The sequence below is a fragment of the Salinivibrio proteolyticus genome (assembly GCF_001996165.1).
Classification (GTDB): Bacteria; Pseudomonadota; Gammaproteobacteria; order Enterobacterales; family Vibrionaceae; genus Salinivibrio; species Salinivibrio proteolyticus.
Window position 1 is genome coordinate 20830 of record NZ_MUFP01000001.1, and the last position, 22552, is coordinate 43381.

The 22552-nt window shown below is 50.4% G+C and carries 20 protein-coding genes; 13 read left to right on the forward strand and 7 right to left on the reverse strand.

The features are described from left to right. Nucleotides 1-485 precede the first annotated feature (485 nt). From ruvB to aspS, 5 genes are all read right to left on the reverse strand, one after another. The gene (gene ruvB, locus BZJ19_RS00105) at nucleotides 486-1499 is read right to left on the reverse strand and encodes a Holliday junction branch migration DNA helicase RuvB (RefSeq protein ID WP_069591064.1); all 1014 of its coding nucleotides are present in this window, start codon (nucleotides 1497-1499) and stop codon (nucleotides 486-488) included. Between the two features lie 3 nt (nucleotides 1500-1502). Continuing rightward, nucleotides 1503-2132, reverse strand: a complete 630-nt coding sequence (gene ruvA / locus BZJ19_RS00110) for a Holliday junction branch migration protein RuvA (protein WP_069591062.1) — start codon at nucleotides 2130-2132, stop codon at nucleotides 1503-1505. Between the two features lie 142 nt (nucleotides 2133-2274). Beyond that, nucleotides 2275-2796 (reverse strand): crossover junction endodeoxyribonuclease RuvC, encoded by a 522-nt coding sequence (gene ruvC, locus BZJ19_RS00115; RefSeq protein ID WP_069591060.1) that lies wholly within the window; start codon nucleotides 2794-2796, stop codon nucleotides 2275-2277. Further along, nucleotides 2797-3543, reverse strand: coding sequence for a YebC/PmpR family DNA-binding transcriptional regulator (locus BZJ19_RS00120; protein ID WP_077674182.1), 747 nt, complete (start codon nucleotides 3541-3543; stop codon nucleotides 2797-2799). Nucleotides 3544-3741: 198 nt separating this feature from the next. Next, nucleotides 3742-5517: an aspartate--tRNA ligase gene (gene aspS, locus BZJ19_RS00125; protein WP_077674183.1), complete on the reverse strand. Its 1776-nt coding sequence runs from the start codon at nucleotides 5515-5517 to the stop codon at nucleotides 3742-3744. A gap of 277 nt (nucleotides 5518-5794) precedes the next feature. Here aspS and BZJ19_RS00130 point away from each other — a divergent pair, with 277 nt between their 5' ends. The 8 genes from BZJ19_RS00130 to BZJ19_RS00165 all read left to right on the forward strand — a co-directional run bounded on the left by BZJ19_RS00130 (nucleotide 5795) and on the right by BZJ19_RS00165 (nucleotide 13678). Continuing rightward, a complete protein-coding gene (locus tag BZJ19_RS00130) occupies nucleotides 5795-6673 on the forward strand; it encodes a DUF72 domain-containing protein (RefSeq protein ID WP_077674344.1) in 879 nt (292 codons plus the stop codon). 103 nt (nucleotides 6674-6776) lie between these two features. Then, a complete protein-coding gene (gene cmoA, locus BZJ19_RS00135; protein ID WP_077480356.1) occupies nucleotides 6777-7505 on the forward strand; it encodes a carboxy-S-adenosyl-L-methionine synthase CmoA in 729 nt (242 codons plus the stop codon). Between the two features lie 22 nt (nucleotides 7506-7527). Continuing rightward, nucleotides 7528-8499: a tRNA 5-methoxyuridine(34)/uridine 5-oxyacetic acid(34) synthase CmoB gene (cmoB, locus tag BZJ19_RS00140; RefSeq protein WP_077674184.1), complete on the forward strand. Its 972-nt coding sequence runs from the start codon at nucleotides 7528-7530 to the stop codon at nucleotides 8497-8499. 296 nt (nucleotides 8500-8795) lie between these two features. Then, entirely contained in the window at nucleotides 8796-9587 is a 792-nt protein-coding gene (locus tag BZJ19_RS00145; RefSeq protein WP_235608113.1) for an ATP-dependent zinc protease family protein, read from the forward strand. Nucleotides 9588-9595: 8 nt separating this feature from the next. Further along, nucleotides 9596-11161 carry an inactive transglutaminase family protein gene (locus BZJ19_RS00150; protein ID WP_077674186.1) on the forward strand — a complete coding sequence of 522 codons (1566 nt, stop codon included), beginning with the start codon at nucleotides 9596-9598 and terminating at the stop codon, nucleotides 11159-11161. Next, entirely contained in the window at nucleotides 11142-12149 is a 1008-nt protein-coding gene (locus BZJ19_RS00155) for an alpha-L-glutamate ligase-like protein (RefSeq protein ID WP_077674187.1), read from the forward strand. The genes BZJ19_RS00150 and BZJ19_RS00155 overlap by 20 nt, the downstream gene beginning before the upstream one ends. A 98-nt stretch (nucleotides 12150-12247) precedes the next feature. Continuing rightward, on the forward strand, nucleotides 12248-12760 hold the full coding sequence (locus BZJ19_RS00160) for a VC2046/SO_2500 family protein (protein ID WP_077674188.1): 513 nt from the start codon (nucleotides 12248-12250) through the stop codon (nucleotides 12758-12760). Between the two features lie 264 nt (nucleotides 12761-13024). Beyond that, on the forward strand, nucleotides 13025-13678 hold the full coding sequence (locus tag BZJ19_RS00165) for an SDR family NAD(P)-dependent oxidoreductase (protein ID WP_157891142.1): 654 nt from the start codon (nucleotides 13025-13027) through the stop codon (nucleotides 13676-13678). Between the two features lie 242 nt (nucleotides 13679-13920). Here the strand turns inward: BZJ19_RS00165 and adhE are convergent, their stop codons facing one another. Next, the gene (adhE, locus tag BZJ19_RS00170) at nucleotides 13921-16629 is read right to left on the reverse strand and encodes a bifunctional acetaldehyde-CoA/alcohol dehydrogenase (RefSeq protein ID WP_077674190.1); all 2709 of its coding nucleotides are present in this window, start codon (nucleotides 16627-16629) and stop codon (nucleotides 13921-13923) included. Nucleotides 16630-17211: 582 nt separating this feature from the next. On the opposite strand from adhE, the gene BZJ19_RS00175 reads away from it, so the two are divergent. Together BZJ19_RS00175 and BZJ19_RS00180 are read left to right on the forward strand one after the other, a co-directional pair. Continuing rightward, on the forward strand, nucleotides 17212-17850 hold the full coding sequence (locus BZJ19_RS00175) for a YchE family NAAT transporter (RefSeq protein ID WP_077455429.1): 639 nt from the start codon (nucleotides 17212-17214) through the stop codon (nucleotides 17848-17850). A 103-nt stretch (nucleotides 17851-17953) separates the two neighbouring features. After that, the gene (locus tag BZJ19_RS00180; protein WP_077674191.1) at nucleotides 17954-18802 is read left to right on the forward strand and encodes an ion transporter; all 849 of its coding nucleotides are present in this window, start codon (nucleotides 17954-17956) and stop codon (nucleotides 18800-18802) included. A 135-nt stretch (nucleotides 18803-18937) separates the two neighbouring features. Here BZJ19_RS00180 and cysS read toward each other — a convergent pair whose 3' ends face one another. Next, nucleotides 18938-20335 (reverse strand): cysteine--tRNA ligase, encoded by a 1398-nt coding sequence (gene cysS, locus BZJ19_RS00185; RefSeq protein WP_077674192.1) that lies wholly within the window; start codon nucleotides 20333-20335, stop codon nucleotides 18938-18940. A 238-nt stretch (nucleotides 20336-20573) separates the two neighbouring features. Here cysS and BZJ19_RS00190 point away from each other — a divergent pair, with 238 nt between their 5' ends. The 3 genes from BZJ19_RS00190 (at nucleotide 20574) to lpxH (ending at nucleotide 22532) form a co-directional block, all read left to right on the forward strand. Then, nucleotides 20574-21143 (forward strand): MarR family winged helix-turn-helix transcriptional regulator, encoded by a 570-nt coding sequence (locus BZJ19_RS00190; RefSeq protein ID WP_077662192.1) that lies wholly within the window; start codon nucleotides 20574-20576, stop codon nucleotides 21141-21143. A 91-nt stretch (nucleotides 21144-21234) separates the two neighbouring features. Beyond that, complete coding sequence (locus BZJ19_RS00195; RefSeq protein WP_069587326.1) at nucleotides 21235-21732, forward strand: peptidylprolyl isomerase; 498 nt, start codon at nucleotides 21235-21237, stop codon at nucleotides 21730-21732. A 65-nt stretch (nucleotides 21733-21797) separates the two neighbouring features. Beyond that, nucleotides 21798-22532 (forward strand): UDP-2,3-diacylglucosamine diphosphatase, encoded by a 735-nt coding sequence (gene lpxH / locus BZJ19_RS00200; protein WP_077674193.1) that lies wholly within the window; start codon nucleotides 21798-21800, stop codon nucleotides 22530-22532. Nucleotides 22533-22552: the final 20 nt, after the last annotated feature.

Genomic DNA, 22552 nt, shown 5'->3' on the forward strand with positions numbered 1-22552 from the left:
TGGTCACTCCTTCACACCGTTTCTCGGTGCCGATACAAGGTATCGTTCGTTTTTCTTTCTCACCCTGCGCGCAGTTGTCACCACTGCTGACGCGGGGAAAGCCACACACACTTTCTCAATAACCGCTCGCTTGTTACACGCTTGAAACGCTAACGTTGCTTTATAGTTAAAATAAATCTAATTAAGCCATTTCTAATGTTAGACGCACAATGTGTTGTCGTTAACTTTGTCGTTATCGGTTTGTCGAGCAAGCTGCAAAACCAGCATGCTAATGACGATAATTTATAAAAATGTGATTAACCACAAAGAAAAGCGATGATGATGACGCAGCCTTTGAAGCTAGCTCTCACTCACGCGATGCGACTGACACGGGCAGTTGTCGCCACAATACGGGGTCACGTGCTACATAACCTTAATCTAGATCAAAAAACCCCATTGGTTGGCGGCCAATGGGGCGATTTATCAATTATTTTGCTTGACCTGTTTTAGGGCTGCGGTAGATCAAAGCCAAAGTGCAGGTAAGCGCGTTGGGTGGCGATGCGTCCTCGCGGCGTGCGCTGCAAATAGCCTTGTTGGATCAAATACGGCTCAATCACATCTTCAATGGTGTCTTTTTCTTCGCCAATCGCGGCCGCTAAGTTATCTAACCCAACCGGTCCACCATCAAACTTTTCAATGATGGCATTGAGTAGCTTACGGTCCATGTAATCGAACCCTTGGCTATCCACATCCAGCATATCTAGTGCTCGTTGCGCAATATCCGCGCAAATGTGGCCGCTGCCTTTCACTTCCGCATAGTCTCGTACACGGCGCAACAGGCGGTTCGCAATACGTGGTGTCCCGCGAGAGCGGCGTGCTACTTCTACTGCGCCTTCGTCTTCCATCGACAGCGCGAGACAATGAGCACTGCGTTTTACGATTCCCGTTAAGTCATGCACATTGTAATATTCAAGCCGTTGAGTGATCCCGAAACGATCGCGCAGTGGCGAAGTCAACGAACCTGCCCGTGTTGTCGCACCAACCAAGGTAAAGGGTGGTAAATCAATCTTGATGGAACGTGCCGCTGGTCCTTCACCAATCATAATGTCTAATTGATAGTCTTCCATCGCCGGATAAAGCACCTCTTCAACCACAGGGCTTAGGCGGTGAATTTCATCAATGAATAAGACATCATGCGGTTCAAGGTTGGTCAAAAGCGCCGCCAGATCGCCGGCTTTTTCTAACACAGGGCCTGAGGTGGTACGAATATTAACGTCCATTTCATTGGCGACAATGTTTGCCAAGGTGGTTTTCCCCAGCCCCGGCGGACCGAAAATCAACAGGTGATCCAACGCCTCTTGTCGCTTACGTGCGGCATGGATAAAGATTTCCATTTGATCACGGACATGATCTTGCCCTTGGTAATCGTCCAATAATTTGGGACGAATCGCGCGGTCAATCACGTCTTCTTCCCGATCATGATTGGCTTGCGCGGAGATTAAACGATCAGCTTCTATCATGGATTACACCATTGAACGCAGTGCGTGTCGGATAACGTCTTCACTGCTCATTTCGTCGGTTGCGATTTGTTTCACCACTTTCTCGGCCTGCGCGGCTTTATAGCCCAACGCCACCAGCGCGCTCACTGCTTCATCAGCAGCAGATGAGACAGTGGTCGGCGCCTGACGCGTCGGTGCACCGCTTCCATCGGCGGCGTCGGTATAAGGCGTAAAGAGATCAAATGCCTCCCAGTTTTTCAACCGATCGCGCATTTCAATCACCAGACGCTCTGCCGTCTTCTTACCTACGCCGGGGATTTTAACCAAGGTGGACACATCATTATGTTCAACACTATCGACAAACTGGTGAGCCGTCATGCCAGACAAAATCGCCAAGCCTAGTTTGGGTCCGACGCCATTGGCCTTAATCACTTCTCGAAACAAGGCTCGCTCACGTTTACCACTAAAGCCAAACAAAAGCTGCGCATCCTCGCGCACTACGAAATGCGTATAAATGGTGGCCACCTCACCGACTTCTGGCAATTGATACAAACAGTTCATCGGCATACTCACTTCATAGCCAACGCCATTGACATCAATCAAAATCTCAGGGGGCTGCTTTTCTAGCAGGGTTCCGTGTAATCGGCCTATCACAATGTGCTCTCAGTTTTTTACTTTGTCGACAAGGATAAATAATAACTGGATCTATATCCAGTCTTAGGACGGAGAGATGAGACAAATGCTCGATTTGAGGAGAAAAGACGCTCCCACCGAATGCGATGAGAACGTCAGGGAGTCAACGATACCGCCCGCGACGCGCGGAGCTGGCTTTGCCTGCCATCGCTATCATGGTGTGATAGGTATGCGCATGACAAATCGCCACGGCAAGCGCATCGGCGGCATCGGCTTGTGGGGTGGCATTGAGCTTCAACATATGGGTGACCATATGCTGCACCTGCTTTTTATCCGCACTGCCTTTCCCCACCACGGCTTGTTTGATCAAACGGGCCGCATATTCTGACACTGGTAAGTTTGCATTCACGGCCGCGACAATAGCACTGCCGCGAGCTTGACCCAGCTTCAGCGCGGAGTCGGCGTTGCGCGCCATAAACACTTGTTCAATCGCAAAGTTATCCGGCTGAAATTGGGTGATCACTTCACTCACCCCCGCATAAATTTGCTTGAGCCGGCCGGGTAAATCCTCACTGTCGGTACGAATACAGCCGCTGCCAAGGTACTCCAAATGCCGGCCTTGTTGGCGGATCACGCCGTAGCCGGTGATCCGCGAACCTGGGTCAATGCCCAGTATGATTGCCATTTAACTTAAGCTCGCTGCCACTTCGTCGGAGATATCACCGTTATGGTAGACTTCTTGCACATCGTCAAGGTCTTCTAACATATCGATAAGACGCAGTAGCTTAGGGGCGGTGTCCGCATCGAGCTCCGCTTTGGTCGACGGCACTTGTGTGACTTCAGCACGCTCTGCCTCAAACCCCGCTTTGTCCAAGGCATCTTTCACATTGCCGAAATCATTTGGCGTGGTATAGACATCCATCGAGCCATCGTCGTAAGTCACCACATCATCGGCTCCCCCTTCCAACGCGGCTTCCATCACCGCATCTTCGTCAAGCCCTGCAGCATAGGTGATTACGCCTTTTTTCTCGAATAAGAAGCTCACCGAACCATCTGTCCCCAGATTACCGCCTGATTTTGAGAATGCGTGACGCACACCAGACACGGTACGGTTACGGTTGTCGGTCATGCATTCTACCATCACCGCCGTCCCTGCCGGACCGTAGCCTTCGTAGATCACCGTTTCCATGTTGTCGTCGCCATCACCACCCGCACCGCGCGAAATCGCACGATTGATGGTGTCACGGGTCATATTGTTAGACAGCGCTTTATCGACCGCGGCACGCAGGCGAGGATTGGTTTCTGCTTCGGGGCCACCTTCTTTGGTTGCCACCACAATTTCTCGGATTAGTTTGGTGAAAATCTTACCGCGCTTCGCGTCTTGAGCGGCTTTACGGTGTTTAATGTTCGACCACTTACTGTGACCTGCCATATCGACTCTCCGTTTTTTGCGCTCCCCTCACGTGAAAGGAGTAATAAGAAAAAACGCGCCTTGGCTTTGCAGTCGGAGGCGCGTTGATGAAAATTCCCGCATACTAAGGCCATACCGCGAGATAGGTATCGCACTAGTCATGGGAGTTGACGGGCAAACGCTGTTGCCCGTGATCGGACTTATCGTCTCTGGATGACGTTACTCGCTTTGGTCCGCCGCCGCAGTAATGCTAAGCGCCAGTTCTTCAAGCGCTGCTTCGTTAGCAATGCTTGGTGCATCTGTCATCAAACAGGCCGCTGCCGTGGTTTTCGGGAAAGCAATCACGTCACGAATGTTTTCAGTGCCAGACAGCAGCATCACCAAGCGGTCCATACCAAACGCCAGACCTGCGTGTGGTGGGGTACCAAACTTGAGTGCATCCAGCAAGAAGCCAAACTTCTCGCGCTGCTCTTGTTCGCCAATACCAAGGGTTTCGAATACTGCCGCTTGCATCTCTGGGTTGTGGATACGTACCGAGCCGCCACCCACTTCATAGCCATTGATAACCATGTCGTAAGCATTCGAGTTCGCTGCTGCCGGATTCGCTTTCAGCGCTTCTGGGGTCACGTCAGTTGGCGCGGTGAATGGGTGGTGCATTGCATGAAGGTTACCTTCGTCGTCTTCCTCAAACATTGGGAAGTCAACCACCCACAGCGGTGCCCATGCTTGGGTGTCTGTCAGTTCGAGATCCAGACCAAGCTTCACGCGCAATGCGCCCAACGCTTCGGTGACTACTGACTTTTTATCTGAGCCAAACAGGATGATATCACCGGTTTGTGCTTCAGTACGTGAAAGGATCCCTTCAACCACGTCCGCATTAAGGAATTTCGCTACCGGTGACTGAACACCGTCCAAGCCCGCGTCACGGTCATTGACTTTCAGCCATGCAAGTCCTTTGGCGCCATAGATACCGACAAACTTGGTGTATTCGTCAATTTGCTTGCGAGACAGGCTGGCACCGCTTGGTACACGAATGACGGCAACGCGGCCTTTTTCATCGTTTGCTGGGCCTGAGAAGACTTTAAATTCAACATCTTTGACCAGATCCGCTATATCCACGATTTCAAGCGGGTTACGCAGATCCGGTTTGTCAGAGCCAAAGCGACGCATCGCTTCTTCATATTTCATGATTGGGAAGGCACCCAAGTCGACGTCAAGCAGCGACTGCCACATTTCACGAATCATTTTCTCGGTGACTTCGCGCACTTGCTCGGCGCTCATGAACGAGGTTTCGATATCGATCTGGGTGAATTCTGGTTGACGGTCAGCACGCAAGTCTTCATCACGGAAGCACTTCACGATTTGGTAGTAACGGTCAAAACCAGACATCATCAACAACTGCTTAAACAGCTGAGGCGATTGTGGCAAGGCATAGAAGCTGCCTTTGTGCACACGGCTAGGAACCAAGTAGTCACGCGCGCCTTCTGGCGTTGCTTTGGTCAACACCGGCGTTTCGATATCCAAAAAGTCATTGCTATCCAAGAAACGACGGACGAAGCTGGTCGCTTTCGCACGCAATTTGATGCGGTCGCTCATTTCTGGACGACGCAGGTCAAGATAGCGGTACTTCAAACGCTGTTCTTCAGAGATGAATTGGTTGAAGTCGATCGGTAACGGTGCACTGCGGTTGATGATGTCTAACCCAGTTGCCACCACTTCAACTTCACCGGTCGCCATATCACGGTTGATTTGGCTGTCTGGACGCGCACGCACTTCACCGCGAATTTGGATACAGAATTCGTTACGTAGCTTGTTCGCTTGCTCGTAAACATCACCCATATCAGGATCGATCACGACCTGCACGAGCCCTTCACGGTCTCGCATATCGATAAAAATCAATCCGCCCAAATCACGACGACGGTTAACCCAACCACAAAGACTTACTTCTTGCCCGACATGGGCTTTATTCAGGTGACCACAATATTGGGTGCGCATAGAGTATTCCTGATCTGATTCTGATTCTGATTATTCCGCTTGCCCCCTTGGGCACAAGCCTGCCAAATACTGAGGGGAATTCGGGTAACAGCGTCTGTCGTACCTGACGGTACGCCCCCATTGGTGCCGTTACTGTCAAAGACCTGCCATTATAAAGGAAAAGCCCCTCCCTTGGTAAAGCGATCGCGCTTTTTTATTCTGTTTGGCCGATGAATGGTTTTTTAGCACACTTCCGATTAGGCTATCACCATCTCGATTGACCGATAAAAGCCAAGCCATGTCCCTGACGTTAAATCACGTTTCCGTACCGCCCCTGCGCCTTGGGCTGACACAATGGTCCCACCCCAGCTGGCAACATCACTTTTATCCTCCGGGCACTAAGACGGCCGATCGTTTAGCGCGCTATGCGGAGGTGTTTAATACGGTTGAAGGCAATACGACTTTTTATGCCTCACCCTCGAGCACGTCAGTCGCCAATTGGGCCGCGGCTACGCCGGATGCGTTTCGGTTTACCTTTAAATTTCCGCAAACCATTACCCATCAGTGCCAGTTGCGCCATGCACAGACATTGACGCAAGATTTCATCACCCYGATGGCGCCGCTCCATGAAAAGGTAGGTCAATGGACCATCCAACTCCCTGCCCGTTTTGGTCCCGAGGGCTTGCCAGCATTGGCTGCTTTTTTAAAGCAATTACCCACGGACTTTTCGGTTGGCGTGGAAGTCCGTCACCCAGCATTTTTTGCCAAAGGCGACGCCGAGCGTCAATTGAATCGCCTGCTACTGGAACATAAGGCGAATCGGGTGATCATGGACAGCCGCCCTGTGTTCGCCGCCAAACCGGACTCGCCGGCGATTATTGACGCCCAACAGAAAAAGCCACGCGTACCGGTTCATGCTATCGCCACCCATGAAGCGCCCATGGTGCGCTTTATTGGTCACCCCACGCTCGATGAAAATGCCGCTTTCTTTACGCCGTGGATCGCTAAATTGCAGCACTGGATGAATGAAGGGAAAACACCTTACTTAATGATCCATACTTCAGATAATGATCAGGCTCCTGCGCTTGCCGCAGCGCTCTACCAACGCCTTGAATTATCACCCCCTCTCGCCAGTGTGCAACGCGCGGCACAGTCACAGCAGTTCTCGCTGCTGTAATCACCTAGGGACAATGGCAAGGCAGAATAAAGACAGACGGGGAAAAATTCACTACAATACGCCGCTTTTACTGCTGGGCATTGGCTGATTTGTAGGGGCTCTCATGGCTAATCAGGATAAAATTTTCGCGGCGCCCATTGAAAAATTGGGTGATTTTACCTTCGACGCGAACGTCGCCGAAGTCTTTCCGGACATGATTCAACGATCCGTACCGGGCTACAGCAATATCATTTCGGCGATTGGGATGTTGGCGCAGCGTTTTGCCAAGCCAAATACCAATATCTACGATTTGGGCTGTTCATTGGGCGCGGCCACGTTATCGATGCGTCGCCATATCGAACACGCAAGCTGCCAGATTATCGCGGTAGATAACTCATCGGCGATGGTCGAACGCTGTCGTCTCCATGTAAATGCATACCGTGGTGCCGCTGACGTAGAGGTCAAAGAAGCGGATATTCGAGATATCGAGATCCAAAATGCGTCGATGGTTGTGCTTAACTTTACCCTGCAATTTTTAAGTCCTGACGACCGCCAAGCCTTGTTAAACAAAATTTATCAAGGACTTAATCCCGGTGGCATTCTGATTTTATCGGAAAAGTACTGCTTTGATGATGACACCGCCAACGAGCTTTTGATTGACCTACACCACGACTTTAAACGTGCCAATGGATACAGCGAGCTGGAAATTAGCCAAAAGCGTAGCGCCCTTGAAAACGTCATGCGTCCAGACAGTATTGGCACCCACAAAGCCCGATTGAGTGATATCGGTTTTAGTAGTGTTGCCATGTGGTTCCAGTGTTTTAACTTCGGCTCTATGCTAGCCATCAAGTAAGCCAACCGGTACGAGTAGTTTCATGTTTGATTTTTCTGACTTCTATCAGCTTATTGCCAAAAATCGCCTAAGCCACTGGCTGGAGGTTCTCCCGGCCCAATTAGCGGAGTGGCAAACCCAGCCGCATGGCGATATGCCGAAGTGGATTAAGGTGCTTAATAAGATCCCAACTACCGCGCCAGAAACGGTTGAGCTGAAAGACGCGGTGCGTATTGGCGATGATCAAAGCCTACCAACCGGTGAACGCAAAAAACTCGAAAACTTATTGCGCAGCTTCCATCCGTGGCGCAAAGGTCCGTATCAGGTGCATGGCATTGATATTGATACCGAATGGCGCTCCGACTGGAAATGGGATCGTGTGCTTCCTCATATTTCGCCACTGAAAGGCCGTTACATCTTAGATGTTGGCTGTGGTAATGGCTATCACATGTGGCGTATGTTGGGGGAAGGCGCTGCGCTGACCGTCGGTATTGATCCATCAGAGCTTTTCTTGATGCAGTTCGACGCTATCCGCCGCTTGATGGGCAACGACCAGCGCGCTCACCTTTTGCCTTTAGGGATCGAAAAACTACCAGCGCTGCGTGCATTCGACACTGTGTTTAGTATGGGTGTGTTATATCACCGCCGCTCCCCGCTCGATCATCTGATCCAACTCAAAGATCAATTGCGTAAAGATGGCGAGTTGGTGTTGGAAACCTTAGTAATCGATGGTGATGAAAACGCAGTGTTGGTCCCGACTGATCGTTATGCACAAATGCGTAATGTGTATTTCTTCCCTTCTGCGCGCGCACTGAAAGTCTGGCTCGAAAAGGCCGGCTTCGTAGACGTTCGAATTGTCGATGAGTGTGTGACTACCACTGACGAGCAACGTAGCACCGAGTGGATGACCCATAATTCGCTGCCTGATTACCTTGACCCTGCCAATCCGCATCTTACGGTGGAAGGCTATCCCGCCCCTAAACGTGCCATTTTGGTCGCACGTAACCCTGATTAATGATTGCGCGCCTCTTGCTTTAACAAGGGGCGCACCTTGGCTTGACGTTCAGCAAGCAGAACATTATTTAACCGCCTCGACTTTCTTTCCCGTTCACGCCATATTTTCTATCCAGATCAAAAAGATAACGGGCAAAAAGTGACAGAAAACGTCGATAAAACCATCACTCAGTCAATCCTGACTAACTTTTGACAGAATACCCCTACCCATCTTCGCCGCATCGATTAGAATTTGCGCTCACCGTTCAGCACCTTGACCAAAGCGCAGCTGAGCCATTTTTGCACCGGTTGGAGATTATGATGTTATTTCGCTGCTCACTGATTAGTGCGCTCTTGTTAACGATGTCAGGTTGTACCCTCACCTCACAGCACCAACACCAAGAAACATTGGACAAAATTGACCATGTTGCCGCACAAACCAATCAGCAACAGCAAAATCTATCCACGTCATTATCGAATCATGATGATGCGCTTTCTCGTCTGTCTGACAAAATCAGTGCGATCGAAAGCCAACTGAAAGTGATGCAGCGTACCCAAGCGAAAGTGTACGCCAACATGGCGGATGCCAAACCGGAAGTAAAGGTGAAAGAGAAAGTGGTTCGTGTCCCGGTCAACGACGATAAAGTCTTATTGGGTGCCCGTGAATGGGTATGGTTTGACGCGGTAGAAAGCACATTCCAAGCTCGCGTTGACACCGGCGCGGAAACATCTTCATTGAATGCTGTGGATATTCAAGAATTTGAGCGCGATGGTGATACTTGGGTGAAGTTTAACGTCAATCACAGCGAAAATAACGACGAACCCGTGTTTATGGAAATGCCGGTGAAGCGCTGGGTGCGTATTCGCCAATCTTCCACCGATAAAACCGATCGCCGTCCAGTTGTGGAAGCTTGGATCCGTGTCGGCAGTATCCACGAAAAAACCCAATTTACGCTCGCTGATCGCACCAACATGGAATATCCCGTCCTACTGGGCCGAGAGTTCTTCAAAGATCTCGCAGTGGTCGATGTCAGCCAAGAACATATTCACCCCAAGTACGAGCCTGAAACGCAACCGGACGCTAGCAGTAACGACGCTAACCAAAAATAGGTCACCTTATGGTTTCACGTGTTCCATTTTACTTTTTAATCGGTTTTCTGATCTTGGCAGGTATCGCGTTAAGCGCATACCGTCATATGGTTTACGGCGTGCCATGGCTCGCTGATGAAACTCGCCAAGTGTGGCAGATTGAAGCGCGCATCAATTTTGATGCCACCGGTGGGCCGGTGAAGGTGAATCTTGCCGCGCCCGATAGCCAACCCGGCCTGACTCTGATTGACGAAAGCACCTCGTCATCAGGCTATGGGTTTTCTTTGCTTGATACCGACTATGGTCGCCAAGCGCAATGGTCAACGCGCACCGCCACCGGCGAACAAACCCTTTATTTCAAAAACCAAATGCTGGTGGATGACAGTGCCCGCTATACCATGACGCCACCGGAGCACGACACTGTTGCAGCCCCGGTGATGGACAATGCGGCTAAAAACGCCGGGCTGGCCTTGCTCGACCGTGCTCGCTCTCGTTCGGCGGATAACATCACCCTGACCAGAGAGCTAATCAAACAATTTAACAGCACCGACAGCCAAAACGCGGCATTGTTGCTTAACGCCTTTGATAAGCCAGATGCGGTTCAAAAGACATTGGCGCTAGAAGGGATCCATGCCCGCATTGTGGGTGGATTGAAGTTAGAAGACGGCCGCCGTCGCCAAAGCATCTCGCCGATGATCCAAGTGTGGCAAGACACACAGTGGCATTTATTCGATCTCACCACCGGACAAAATGGCCATCGAGACGACGTTCTCCTATGGAACCAACGGGGCGGTCCTTTGCTTGAAGTGACAGGCGGCGAGCACAGCCACGTCAACTTCTCGATCATTTCTCAGGATATCAGCCCGCAACAGGCGACCACCGCCAAAGTGAACGCCGACGATCTGCTCAACTTTTCGATCCATAGCTTGCCGATTGAAGAGCAAGCGATGTTCAAAACCATCATGCTGATCCCAATTGGTGCGCTTATCGTGGTGTTCTTACGGGTCATTGTTGGCTTAAAAACCTCTGGCACCTTTATGCCTGTATTGATTGCAGTCGCGTTTGTGCAAACCCAATTAATCACCGGCATTGTTGGCTTTGTGCTGATTGTTGGCACGGGCTTGGTGATCCGAAGTTATCTCTCCCGGCTCAATCTATTGCTGGTGGCGAGAATCTCCGCGGTGATTATTACCGTGATTTTGATTATCGCCGTGTTCAGTGTGATTGCGTTCCACATCGGCTTAATCGAAGGACTGACCATTACCTTCTTCCCAATGATCATCTTGTCATGGACCATAGAACGGATGTCCATTCTATGGGAAGAAGAAGGCGCCAAAGAGGTGGTTGTTCAAGGAGGTGGCTCGCTTCTCACCGCAGTGCTGGTCTATCTCGCGATGACCAATGAGTTGGTTCGCCATCTGACCTTTAACTTCATTGGTGTGCAGTTAGTGATTCTGGCCCTGATCTTAATGCTGGGTAACTACACGGGCTATCGGCTCTCTGAGCTGAAGCGCTTCCGCCCACTTGCTGCTAATGAAAAAAGTCTCGGCCTTGCGCCCACCTCGGGAGGTGATGATGCGAACACTCCTCGCTAAACTGGCGTCGCCCTTTCGCCTCAATGACGCGGGCGTGATGGGCATGAACCAACGCAATATTCGTTATATTGGCCGCTACAACGATAGACGCTTGTATCCACTGGTGGATGATAAGCTCAAAACCAAACTGATTGCACAACAAGCCGGCGCGACGGTGCCGGACTTGATTGGTGTGATTGATAGCCAAGCGGATGTTAAGCGCATTCACGCTATGGTCGCAAACTGGCCGGGCTTTGTGATTAAGCCGGCCCAGGGCTCTGGCGGTAAAGGGATCATGGTGATCACTCAAAATCACCAAGGGCGCTATTTTAAAGCCTCCGGCAAAGAAGTCAGTCATGACGATGTTGAACGCCATATTACCAACACCTTGGCGGGCTTGTTTTCCCTCGGCGGTAAAGCCGATGTGGCGGTGGTTGAGAACTTAATCGCGTTCGATGACAGCTTTAGCGGCTTTAGTTATGAAGGCGTGCCTGATATTCGTGTGATTGTGTTTCAAGGCTATCCTGTGATGGCGATGATGCGTCTCTCAACCTCAGCATCAGACGGTAAGGCTAACCTGCACCAAGGCGCGGTTGGGGTTGGGCTGGATCTTGCAACTGGTCATGCATTAAAAGCGGTGCAATTTAACAGCCCCATCACTCACCACCCTGATACGCACCAAGACTTGTATACGCTTAGGGTCCCACATTGGCAGCAATTGCTCACCCTTGCCGCCAGTGCGTGGGAGATGACTGGGCTCGGTTACATGGGCACAGATATGGTGCTTGATAAAGACAAAGGCCCAATGGTGTTGGAGTTAAATGCTCGTCCCGGGCTTGCGATTCAAATCGCCAATGGCTGTGGCTTGTTGCCCAGACTGCGATTGATCGAGTCTTTACCGCCTTGTCGCTATCCACCGTTACCCGAAGCGCGCGTTGAGTTTTCCATGCGTCACTTTGCTGGCCAGCAAACTCAGCCACTGAAGCCGCGGTTAGCGAAAGTCAGTTAAAACGCTCAGTAGGCAAAAAAAACCTAAAGTTCTCTGCGCCTTGCCGATAACCAAAGTAACCGACTCATTGGTTTGACATGTAAGGTAAGGCGCCGACAGTGACAGTGCACACCATCGACAAAGCACGCATCATTAGTGATGTGCAGTTTGGAGACAATCTGAATCATGCAGTGACGCAAGGACGTCGCTCTGATTTTGCGTTGATGCTCGCCCTGATGTCCGGTGATGCCAATGAGTCAACGCCACTCTCACCGCTTGACGAAAAGACCATTAATGATGAGGTTCTACGTCGTCAATTTCAGCTTGCCTCACCTCAGCCGTTGGCGGCCAGTAATGAAGAAGATTACGTTCGTGCTGGTGCGCAAGCCGATGCCTTCCACCGTGGCGGGATTGCCAGTGCACATCTGCGCTTTCAGCTCGCACCTGCTGCCATGCACTACCCGCCCCAAGGCACCCACGGATTTGACGAGGCGGTCTATCACAATTTATCCGGACATCAGCGTCGCAAGTTGGCAGATAGCGAGTCTGCACGACTCTCACTCAACCCAACGACCTTGTACGAAAATCTCACCACCGCGCACTGCCAAGACAAAATGCGTGTGAGCGCATAACCACCAAGATCGCAAGTCGATCCCGACGATAAATAGCGATCCTTTTCCAAAGTGTGATCCTCTATATATTCCGAGCAATCGATCCCCAATTTACCCACTTGTTTTGAACATTTTTTGCGCAGCACGCGTATTTCTGTACCAGTATTAACTTCCCACGCTTGAACAAGCTGGGGGTAAGCTGTCACTTTCTCGTGAATGAAATTCGTAACATATTGTAGAGACAGTGATTTTTCGTAAAAGATTGATGTGATTGAGGAAATGACCATGAAGATAGATAACGCGGTGGTCGTCATCACAGCAGGCGGCTCGCCATCCGGGCGTGCCATGGCTGAACATTTTTGCTCATTAGGCGCCGATGTCGTACTGCTTGATACCGAGTGGCCGACGCTCCGTCTAAGCGCCGATCAGTGCCGAGATTATCCTGGCCGGATCCAGCCGATCTGTTTAGTCGATTATCAGCCTCAATCCATCAATGATGCCTTTGCTCAAATCGTCACACTGTTTGGTGGTATTGATGTGCTTATCAATCATTGGCAAGGCGACATACTGCCTAGCCTTTTGGATAATGGAAACTTGGGTGATATGCCACAAACGGTCGCCGATTCCACTTCGCATTATTATGTCGTCGTGCAACGCGCCGCCGTTTGCATGCAACAGCGTGGGCGCCCCGGTGTGATTATTAATGTCGCTGGCCATCATTTAACCCCAGATACGGTCGCCAGTGCCATGATTGGTGGTCTCACTCAGCGGTGGGCTAAAGAATTATCTGGGCTCAAAATTCGCGTTGGCGGTATTGTTCCTCGCGGACGTACGATGAATCGCGCAAGCGGAGGAATGGATGACGAGCTGATTCGCAATGCGGAATATATCGTCTCCAACGATTCTTTTAACGGCCGATTGTTAGAGGCAAGTGGATGAGAGGGATCTTGGTCCTAGAATCCTAGGGCCTAGGGCCTAGGGCCTAGGGCCTAGGGCCTAGGAACGACGTTACACTTTTCCCGTATTCCGACAGCGAAGCATTTCGTCTCTTTCCGTATTCAAGATCCCGATTCAGACTTAATGCTGAGACGTATGTTCACCCCGCTAGGTTAAGCCATCAGACGCACAAAAAAAGACCCGCCGAGGCGGGTCTTGGTTTTTATCCGGTGAAAGCGTCGCGATTAGGCTTTTGCTTTCGCACCTTTTTTGTCTGCACCCGCTTTGGTTGGCGCTGCCGCTGGTTGGTCATCTTTTTTCTTGATAACCGTCGTACCTTCGAAGGTTTCACCTTCAACATATGGCTTACCGTAGTAAGAGGCCAACAGTACTTCTTTCAGCTCTTTGATCAGTGGGTAGCGTGGGTTCGCACCAGTACATTGGTCATCGAACGCTTCTTCCGCAAGCTCATCAAGTTTGGCAATGAAGTCAGCTTCTGGGACACCGGCCGCTTGGATAGAAGCAGGGATATCCAGTTTCAACTTCATTTCTTCCAACCAAGCAAGGAGACGCTCAATCTTCTGCGCTGTGCGGTCACCGGCTTGAGACAGACCTAAGTGATCCGCGACTTCTGCATAACGACGACGTGCTTGTGGGCGGTCGTACTGTGAGAATGCAGTTTGTTTGGTTGGGTTGTCGTTGGCGTTGAAACGAACCACGTTTGAAATCAGCAGTGCGTTAGCAAGGCCGTGTGGTAAGTGGAACTCAGCACCGATTTTGTGCGCCATTGAGTGACACACACCCAAGAAGGCGTTAGCAAACGCGATACCGGCAATGGTCGCACCATTGTGCACTTTTTCACGTGCAATTGGGTCATTCGCACCGTGCGCATAGCTCGCTGGTAGATACTCATTCAGCAGTTTCAGTGCTTGTAGCGCTTGACCGTCAGAGTATTCGCTTGCCAGTACTGACACATAAGCTTCCAAAGCGTGCGTAATCGCATCATAACCACCGAAGGCAGTCAGAGACTTCGGCATGTTCATTACCAAGTTGGCATCAACAATCGCCATCTGTGGTGTCAGCTCGTAATCAGCCAGTGGGTATTTGGCACCGGTTTCGTCGTCAGTAACAACCGCAAACGGCGTTACTTCTGAGCCTGTACCTGATGTGGTCGTTACACAAACCAGTTCCGCTTTTTTACCCATTTTCGGGAACTTGTAAATACGTTTACGGATATCCATAAAGCGCATTGCTAGCTCTTCGAACGCAGTTTCAGGGTGCTCGTACATAACCCACATGATTTTCGCTGCATCCATTGGTGAACCACCACCTAGGGCAATGATCACGTCTGGCTGGAAGCTCTTCATCGCGTCGGCACCTTTGCGTACCACGCTCAAGGTAGGATCGGCTTCCACTTCAAAGAAGGTGGTCACATCCATGCCCTGTGCTTTGAGCATTTTTTCGATATCGTCAGAGTAACCGTTGTTGAACAAGAAGCGGTCAGTCACGATCATCGCACGTTTCTTGCCTTCCAAATCACTCAGCGCGATTGGCAAGCTGCCGCGACGGAAGTAGATAGATTTTGGTAGTTTGTGCCACAGCATATTCTCAGCTCGCTTCGCAACAGTTTTCTTGTTCATCAGGTGTTTAGGCCCAACGTTTTCAGAAATCGAGTTACCGCCCCAAGAGCCACAACCCAGTGTGAGTGACGGTGCAACGTTGAAGTTGTACAGGTCACCGATACCACCGTGAGTGGTTGGGATGTTCACCAGAATACGCGCTGTTTTCAGGCGGTCGCCAAAATACTTGATGCGATCTTGGTTAACGTCTTGGTTGGTGTAAAGGCCAGAGGTATGACCGATACCGCCCATTTCTACCATTTTGCATGCCATATCCACGGCGTGCTCGAAGCTTTTCGCACGGAACATACCCAAGGTTGGCGAGAGTTTCTCGTGAGCGAATTCTTCTTCGATGCTGATTTCGAGACCTTCGCCGATCAGTACCTTGGTATCAGACGGTACGCTCACACCGGCCATATCGGCAATCTTAGTGGCGGGCTGGCCAACGATATCTGCGTTAAGGTTACCGTTAATCAGGATAACTTTACGCACTTTGTCTGCTTCGGCTTTGCTCAGGACATAAGCTTTGTGAGAAGCAAAACGTTCTTTCACTTCGTCGTACACTTCGTCCATCACGATAACCGCTTGCTCAGACGCACAGACCACACCGTTATCGAAGGTTTTTGACATCAATACAGATGCAACCGCACGTTTAATATCCGCTGTTTCGTCAATCACGACCGGCACGTTACCCGCACCTACACCAATCGCAGGTTTACCTGATGAGTAAGCCGCTTTAACCATGCCTGGACCACCGGTCGCAAGGATCAGGTTGATGTCATCATGCTTCATCAGTGCGTTAGAAAGCTCAACTGAAGGTTGGTCAATCCAGCCGATGATGTCTTTCGGTGCGCCTGCTGCAACCGCTGCTTCCAGCACAAGCTTAGCCGCATCATTGGTTGAGTTTTTCGCACGTGGGTGTGGCGAGAAGATAATACCGTTACGCGTTTTCAAAGAAATCAGTGATTTGAAAATCGCAGTAGAGGTCGGGTTGGTGGTTGGAACGATACCACAGATAAGGCCTACAGGCTCAGCGATAGTGATGGTGCCAAACTCGTCATTCTCTTCTAGAATGCCGCAGGTTTTCTCATCTTTGTATTTGTTGTAGATAAACTCAGACGCGAAGTGGTTTTTGATTACCTTGTCTTCCAAGATACCCATGCCTGACTCTTCAACAGCTTGTTTGGCCAGAGGGATACGCGCATTGTTCGCGGCAAGCGAGGCTGCACGGAAGATTTTGTCAACTTGCTCCTGTGAGTAGGTGGCAAATTCTTTTTGTGCCTTTTTGACACGCTCAACCATGGCGTTGAGTTCAGCAATATTAGTGACAGGCATAGTCATCTCCTGGTTCATATTTGAAAATCATTTAGTAATTGCTTGCCGCAGCGTTGTTGCGGACTAACCGATGTTTCTGACAGTTAGCGACGCGGTTTGGTGCGTGGCATTTAGTAAATAACTTTCAAAACTGAGTATAAATTTTCACAGCATCAACAACTTGATCTCGATCATTTGTTATCAAATCAATATCAATAATTTCTGCGTTTAATCCCCATTGTTACTGGGTTTAATATTTTTGTAGCACACTGAGTATGTGTCTAATTTTTTCACCAATGCAACATCTAATTTACATTACACCTCAGTGACAAAGGCGGGTGTTGTATGAAATTTTCAACAAATAGCCGCTAAAGTTGTTATTTATGTCCACGTCACTCGACCCTCAGTATAGTTTGCTGAGAGAAAGTTGCGTGACAGTGATCGCCCACCTGTAGCACATCAAAAAATCCGTTTAAAGAAACGCAATCAGTAAATGCATAAAATGCAAGCTCAAGCGGTTGGTTTTTGGGCTGAGCTCGCTATACTGACGCAACCATTAACCCGAGAGAAACTGGACTTCCTCACCGCATCACGAGAGTCGCCATGGCAGCCTTCGACCCCATGATCTTCGTACAGTTTTTTGTCGGGCTTTTTGCCGCTGTTAACCCCATTGGTATCATGCCCGTTTTTGTCACCTTGACCGCCCATCTCGATGAACAAGAACGCAATCGCACCGCGTATACTGCCGCGATCGCCGTCGCCGTCATCTTGATTGTTTCCTTGCTGGCCGGACAAATGTTGTTGGATTTGTTCAGTATTTCGCTGGACTCGTTCCGCGTGGCGGGAGGCATGCTATTGCTGAGTATTGCTTTTACCATGATGAACGGGAAGCTCGGCGAAGGTAAGCAAAACAAGCAAGAGCAGTCTGAGTCGATCAGTCGGGAACAAGTCGGTGTAGTGCCGCTGGCGATGCCTTTGCTGGCTGGCCCGGGCGCGATCAGCTCCACCATTGTTTACGGCTCTCAATACCCAGATACGTGGAGCACGCTGACACTGATTGCCACCTTAGTGATCTTTGCCGCCGGCATTTGGGGACTGTTCCGTGTGGGTCCTGCGGTAGTGCGCTTTCTCGGCCAAACGGGTATCAACGTCATTACTCGGATCATGGGCCTTATTCTAGGCTCGTTAGGCATTGAGTTTATTGCCTCAGGAATGCGGGCGTTGTTCCCCGGACTGAGCTAAATGTAATCCGAGCCACAGTTACGTATAACCGGCACGCAGCAAAGGTTGCAGTGCCGGTTTTTTTTCGGCCCAATATCACGGTCATTCATAGCAAGGACCTCTTATGGCCGACGCGCAAAACCGAGTACAACGCTATTTATATACCACCATTTTCGGCACCGACACACCGCATGGAAAAGCGTTCGATATCGCGCTGATCGTGCTAATCCTCGCCTCTATGGTGGTACTGATGCTGGAGTCGATTGCCAGCTTTCACGCTAAGTGGTCCAGCTGGTTGTATTGGATTGAGTGGGGCTTTACCGGCATCTTTACCATTGAGTACATACTGCGCCTTTACTGCTCTCCACGTCCCTCTGCTTACGCACGCAGCTTTTATGGTGTCGTCGATTTACTCGCAATTTTGCCGACCTATATCGCGATTTTTGTTCCCGGCACCACCTATTTAATGGTCGTACGCCTGCTGCGGGTGTTACGCATCTTTCGGGTTCTGAGGTTGATGCGCTTTTTGGAGGACTCCAACATCTTGCTCCGCTCGATGCTGCTATCGTCGCGCAAGGTGATGATTTTCTTTTTCTCAGTGGCAATTCTAGTCACCGTGTTCGGCGCACTCATGTATGTGATAGAAGGGCCGGAGAACGGCTTTACCAGTATTCCCTATGCCATCTACTGGGCAATCGTCACCCTCACCACAGTCGGCTATGGTGACATAGTGCCACAAACCGATGTGGGCAAAGCCTTGGCGTCTTTCACCATGTTGATGGGCTATTCGATCATTGCCGTGCCTACCGGGATTATCACCGCCGAGATTGGTCAGCAGATGTCACTGCATCGCAACTTGGTGAAATGCCCGAATTGTTCAAAAAGCGGCCATGAGTCCGACGCGTCATTTTGTAAGCATTGCGGCAGTGAGTTGCCTGACGCGGATAAGCGCGTAGTCACCCCCGGACTGTGACAGCCGCTTTGATTTGATAACACGGTCGCCATCGCGGGTATGATCGCGGGTAAAAGCATACGATTCGGATAAGAAAAAACGGAGCTTTGGGGCTCCGTTTTTTGGGTGAGTCGTTCGAGGGCGCTATGCTTTGGCTTACTTACGACGCCAAGTGGTGCCTTGAGGACCGTCTTCTAGCACAATGCCCATCGCGGTGAGCGCATCGCGTGCCGCATCGGCAGCCGCAAAGTCTTTGGCTTTACGAGCGTCATTGCGTGTTTGAATGAGGGCTTCAATTTTTGCCACTTCATCGTCCGCGCCCGCATCGCCTTGTAAGAAGCTATCGGCATCTTGCTCAAGCAAACCAAGAACCGACGCCAATTTACGCATTTGCGCACCCAGTGCGGATGCCGCTACCATATCATCGCCGCGTAAGCGGTTGATCTCACGCGCCATATCGAATAGTACCGAGTAGGCTTCTGGCGTATTGAAATCATCATCCATCGCCGCTTCAAAGCGTGCCACGTACTCATCGCCACCGGCTGGTGTTGCCTCGTCGAGTCCTCGCAATGCAGTGTACAGACGCTCGAGTGCTGAACGGGCTTGATTAAGGTTTTCATCGCTGTAATTGAGCTGGCTACGATAGTGACCAGACAGCAAGAAGTAGCGCACGGTTTCAGCATCGTAGTGCGCCAACACGTCACGGATAGTAAAGAAGTTCCCCAAGGATTTGGACATCTTTTCACGGTCAACCATCACCATGCCGCTATGCATCCACGTATTCACATACTGGGTGTTGTGTGCGCAGCAAGACTGTGCAATTTCATTCTCGTGGTGTGGGAACTGCAAGTCAGAGCCGCCGCCGTGAATATCAAAGTGATCACCTAAAATCGCGGAGTTCATCGCCGAACATTCGATGTGCCAGCCCGGACGACCGGCTCCCCATGGCGACTCCCAAGTTGGTTCGCCCGGTTTAGACATTTTCCATAACACAAAATCGAGAGGGCTACGCTTCGCCGCTTCGACATCCACACGGGCACCGGCCTGCAGTTGTTCAAGATCTTGCTTGGATAGCTTGCCGTAATCGTCAAATTTCGCGACTTCGAACATCACATCGCCATTGTCTGCAACGTAAGCAAAGCCTCGCTCAATCAACTTTTCGACTAGCGAGATAATTTCATCAATGTAGTCGGTGGCGCGCGGTTCAATATCAGGACGTGCCATGTTGAGCGCATCAAAGTCTTGATGCATTTCACTGATCAAACGCTCAGTCAGTGACTCACAGCTTTCGCCGTTTTCCGCCGCACGTTTGATAATTTTATCGTCGATGTCGGTAATATTGCGGACAAACGTTAAGTCATAACCACGATGGCGCAAATAACGTGAGATCATGTCAAACGCCACGAAAGTACGCCCATGACCGATATGACAAAGATCGTAAATGGTCACCCCACAGACATACATGCCGATTTTTCCCGGCGTGATGGGTTGAAAGATCTCTTTCTCTCGCGTCAATGAGTTGTATATCTTTAACGTGTTAGTTGGCGTCGACATAGTGGTTTTGGTTACTCGTTACGATAGTGACAAAATTAGAATGAATGGACTATTACACCTTTTATACCTGCTTGACGCAAGCACGACAGACACGCAACAGGCTGTCTTTCCCCAATTGTTGTCTACGATCTCACTCACATCTCGTTACTAAAAACTGTCATGAGTGGTTGAGCTGATGGATAAGATCGCTTAGCTTTCTATAAAGAATCTTTACCGATAAATAAACCACGGTATTTGCATGACACGATCAACTAAGCAACGCCAAGTCGCCCAGCCGCCAGCCACCTCGTCTTCAGCTGAGTTCGGTTCGCCCGATAAAGTCGATATGATTTTGTCTCAGTGGCATCAAGAGCGCCCTGATATCGACCCCTCTCCGATGGCCATTACCGGGCGGTTGGCGCGCGTGGTAGGGCATATCAATCCGCGCCTTCAGCAGGTGTTCAATCAATTCAACTTAAACCCGGGGGAGTTTGACGTCCTCGCAACGCTGCGCCGTTCAGGCAAACCGCACACGCTTACCCCCAACCAGCTGCTGCAATCGCTGATGCTCACCTCAGGTGCAATGACCAATCGAATTGATCGCCTTGAGCAGAAAGGGTTGGTTGCACGCAGTCCAGATCCCAATGACCGCCGTGGTGTTTATGTTTCATTGACCGACGCTGGACTGCAATTGATTGATGATGCAGTGGTGGCGCACACCGATAACTTACACAAAATATTGAGCCCGTTGAGTCAAGCACAACAAGACCAATTGTCCGGCCTTTTGAAGACCTTGCTGCATCATTTTGAACCAGAGAATATGGATTAATTCGGCTTGTATCACGGATCGAGCTTGATCAGAGACGTTGTTAGGCTAAAATCTTGGCTCCTTATAGCCAAGCCAATGACAGGATTACATCATGGTGACTCTTCATACCACGTTCGGTGACATCAAATTACGCATGTTTGCGGACGAAGCACCGGCTACGGTCGAGAACTTTTTACAATACTGCCGTGACGGCTTTTACAACGGAACCCTGTTCCACCGCGTGATTGACGGCTTTATGGTCCAAGGCGGTGGCATGGCCTCTGGCATGGAAGAAAAGCCAACCCGCGCACCGATTAAAAACGAAGCGGATAACGGCTTAAGCAACCGCACAGGTATGGTTGCGATGGCGCGCACTATGGAGCCGCACTCAGCAAGCTCGCAGTTTTTCATCAACGTTAATGACAACCTGTTCCTCGATCACAAAGCTAAAACGCCAGATGGCTGGGGCTACTGTGTATTCGCAGAAGTGGTTGATGGCATGGACGTCGTGAACAAGATTAAAGGCGTTGCCACCGGTAACTGGGGTTATGTCCACCAAGACGTGCCGGTTGAAGAAGTCTTGATCGATAGCGTGACTATCGAAGACTAAGCCGCACTCGTCAACAAGGGTAGCTCAGGCTACCCTTTCTTTTATTACCATCATAAAGCCAACGCATGCCACATACCCTCTTTATTGCCGACCTCCATTTAAGCCCAACGCGGCCCGATATTACCGACTGCTTTGAACGTTTTATGCAGCAGGAAGTGATACATGCCGACGCGCTCTATGTACTCGGGGACTTATTCGAAGCATGGATTGGTGATGATGATAACAGCCCGTTTCACCAACAAATTAAAGCGGCGTTTTCTGCGGTGACGGAGCGCGGCGTTCCGGTATATTTTATTCATGGCAATCGCGATTTTTTGATTGGTCAACGCTTTGCTATGGAAACCGGCGTAACCCTGTTAAACGAGCTCGAGTGCATCGATTTATATGGCACCCCTACCCTGATCTTACACGGGGATACCTTGTGTTTAGAGGATGTTGACTATCAAGCGTTTCGCCGCAAAGTCCACCAGCCTTGGTTGCAGCGACTCTTTTTGTGCTTGCCGCTAACATGGCGCCGTAAGATTGCGGCCAAAATGCGCGCAGGCAGTGCCAATGCCAACCAGCAAAAGTCGTCCACCATCATGGATGTCACGCCGCAAGAAGTGCAGCGTCAGTTGGATAACGCGGGAGTGGTTAACATGATTCACGGCCACACCCATCGCCCTCATATCCATCAGTGGCATCACCACGGCACCGCGTACCAACGGATTGTGTTAGGCGACTGGTATGATCACGGTTCTGTCTTGATGTGTAGTGCCCAAGGATGTGACTTACAAACCCGCGACTTTACCCATCGCTAAGCCATTCAGCCTATTGTTAA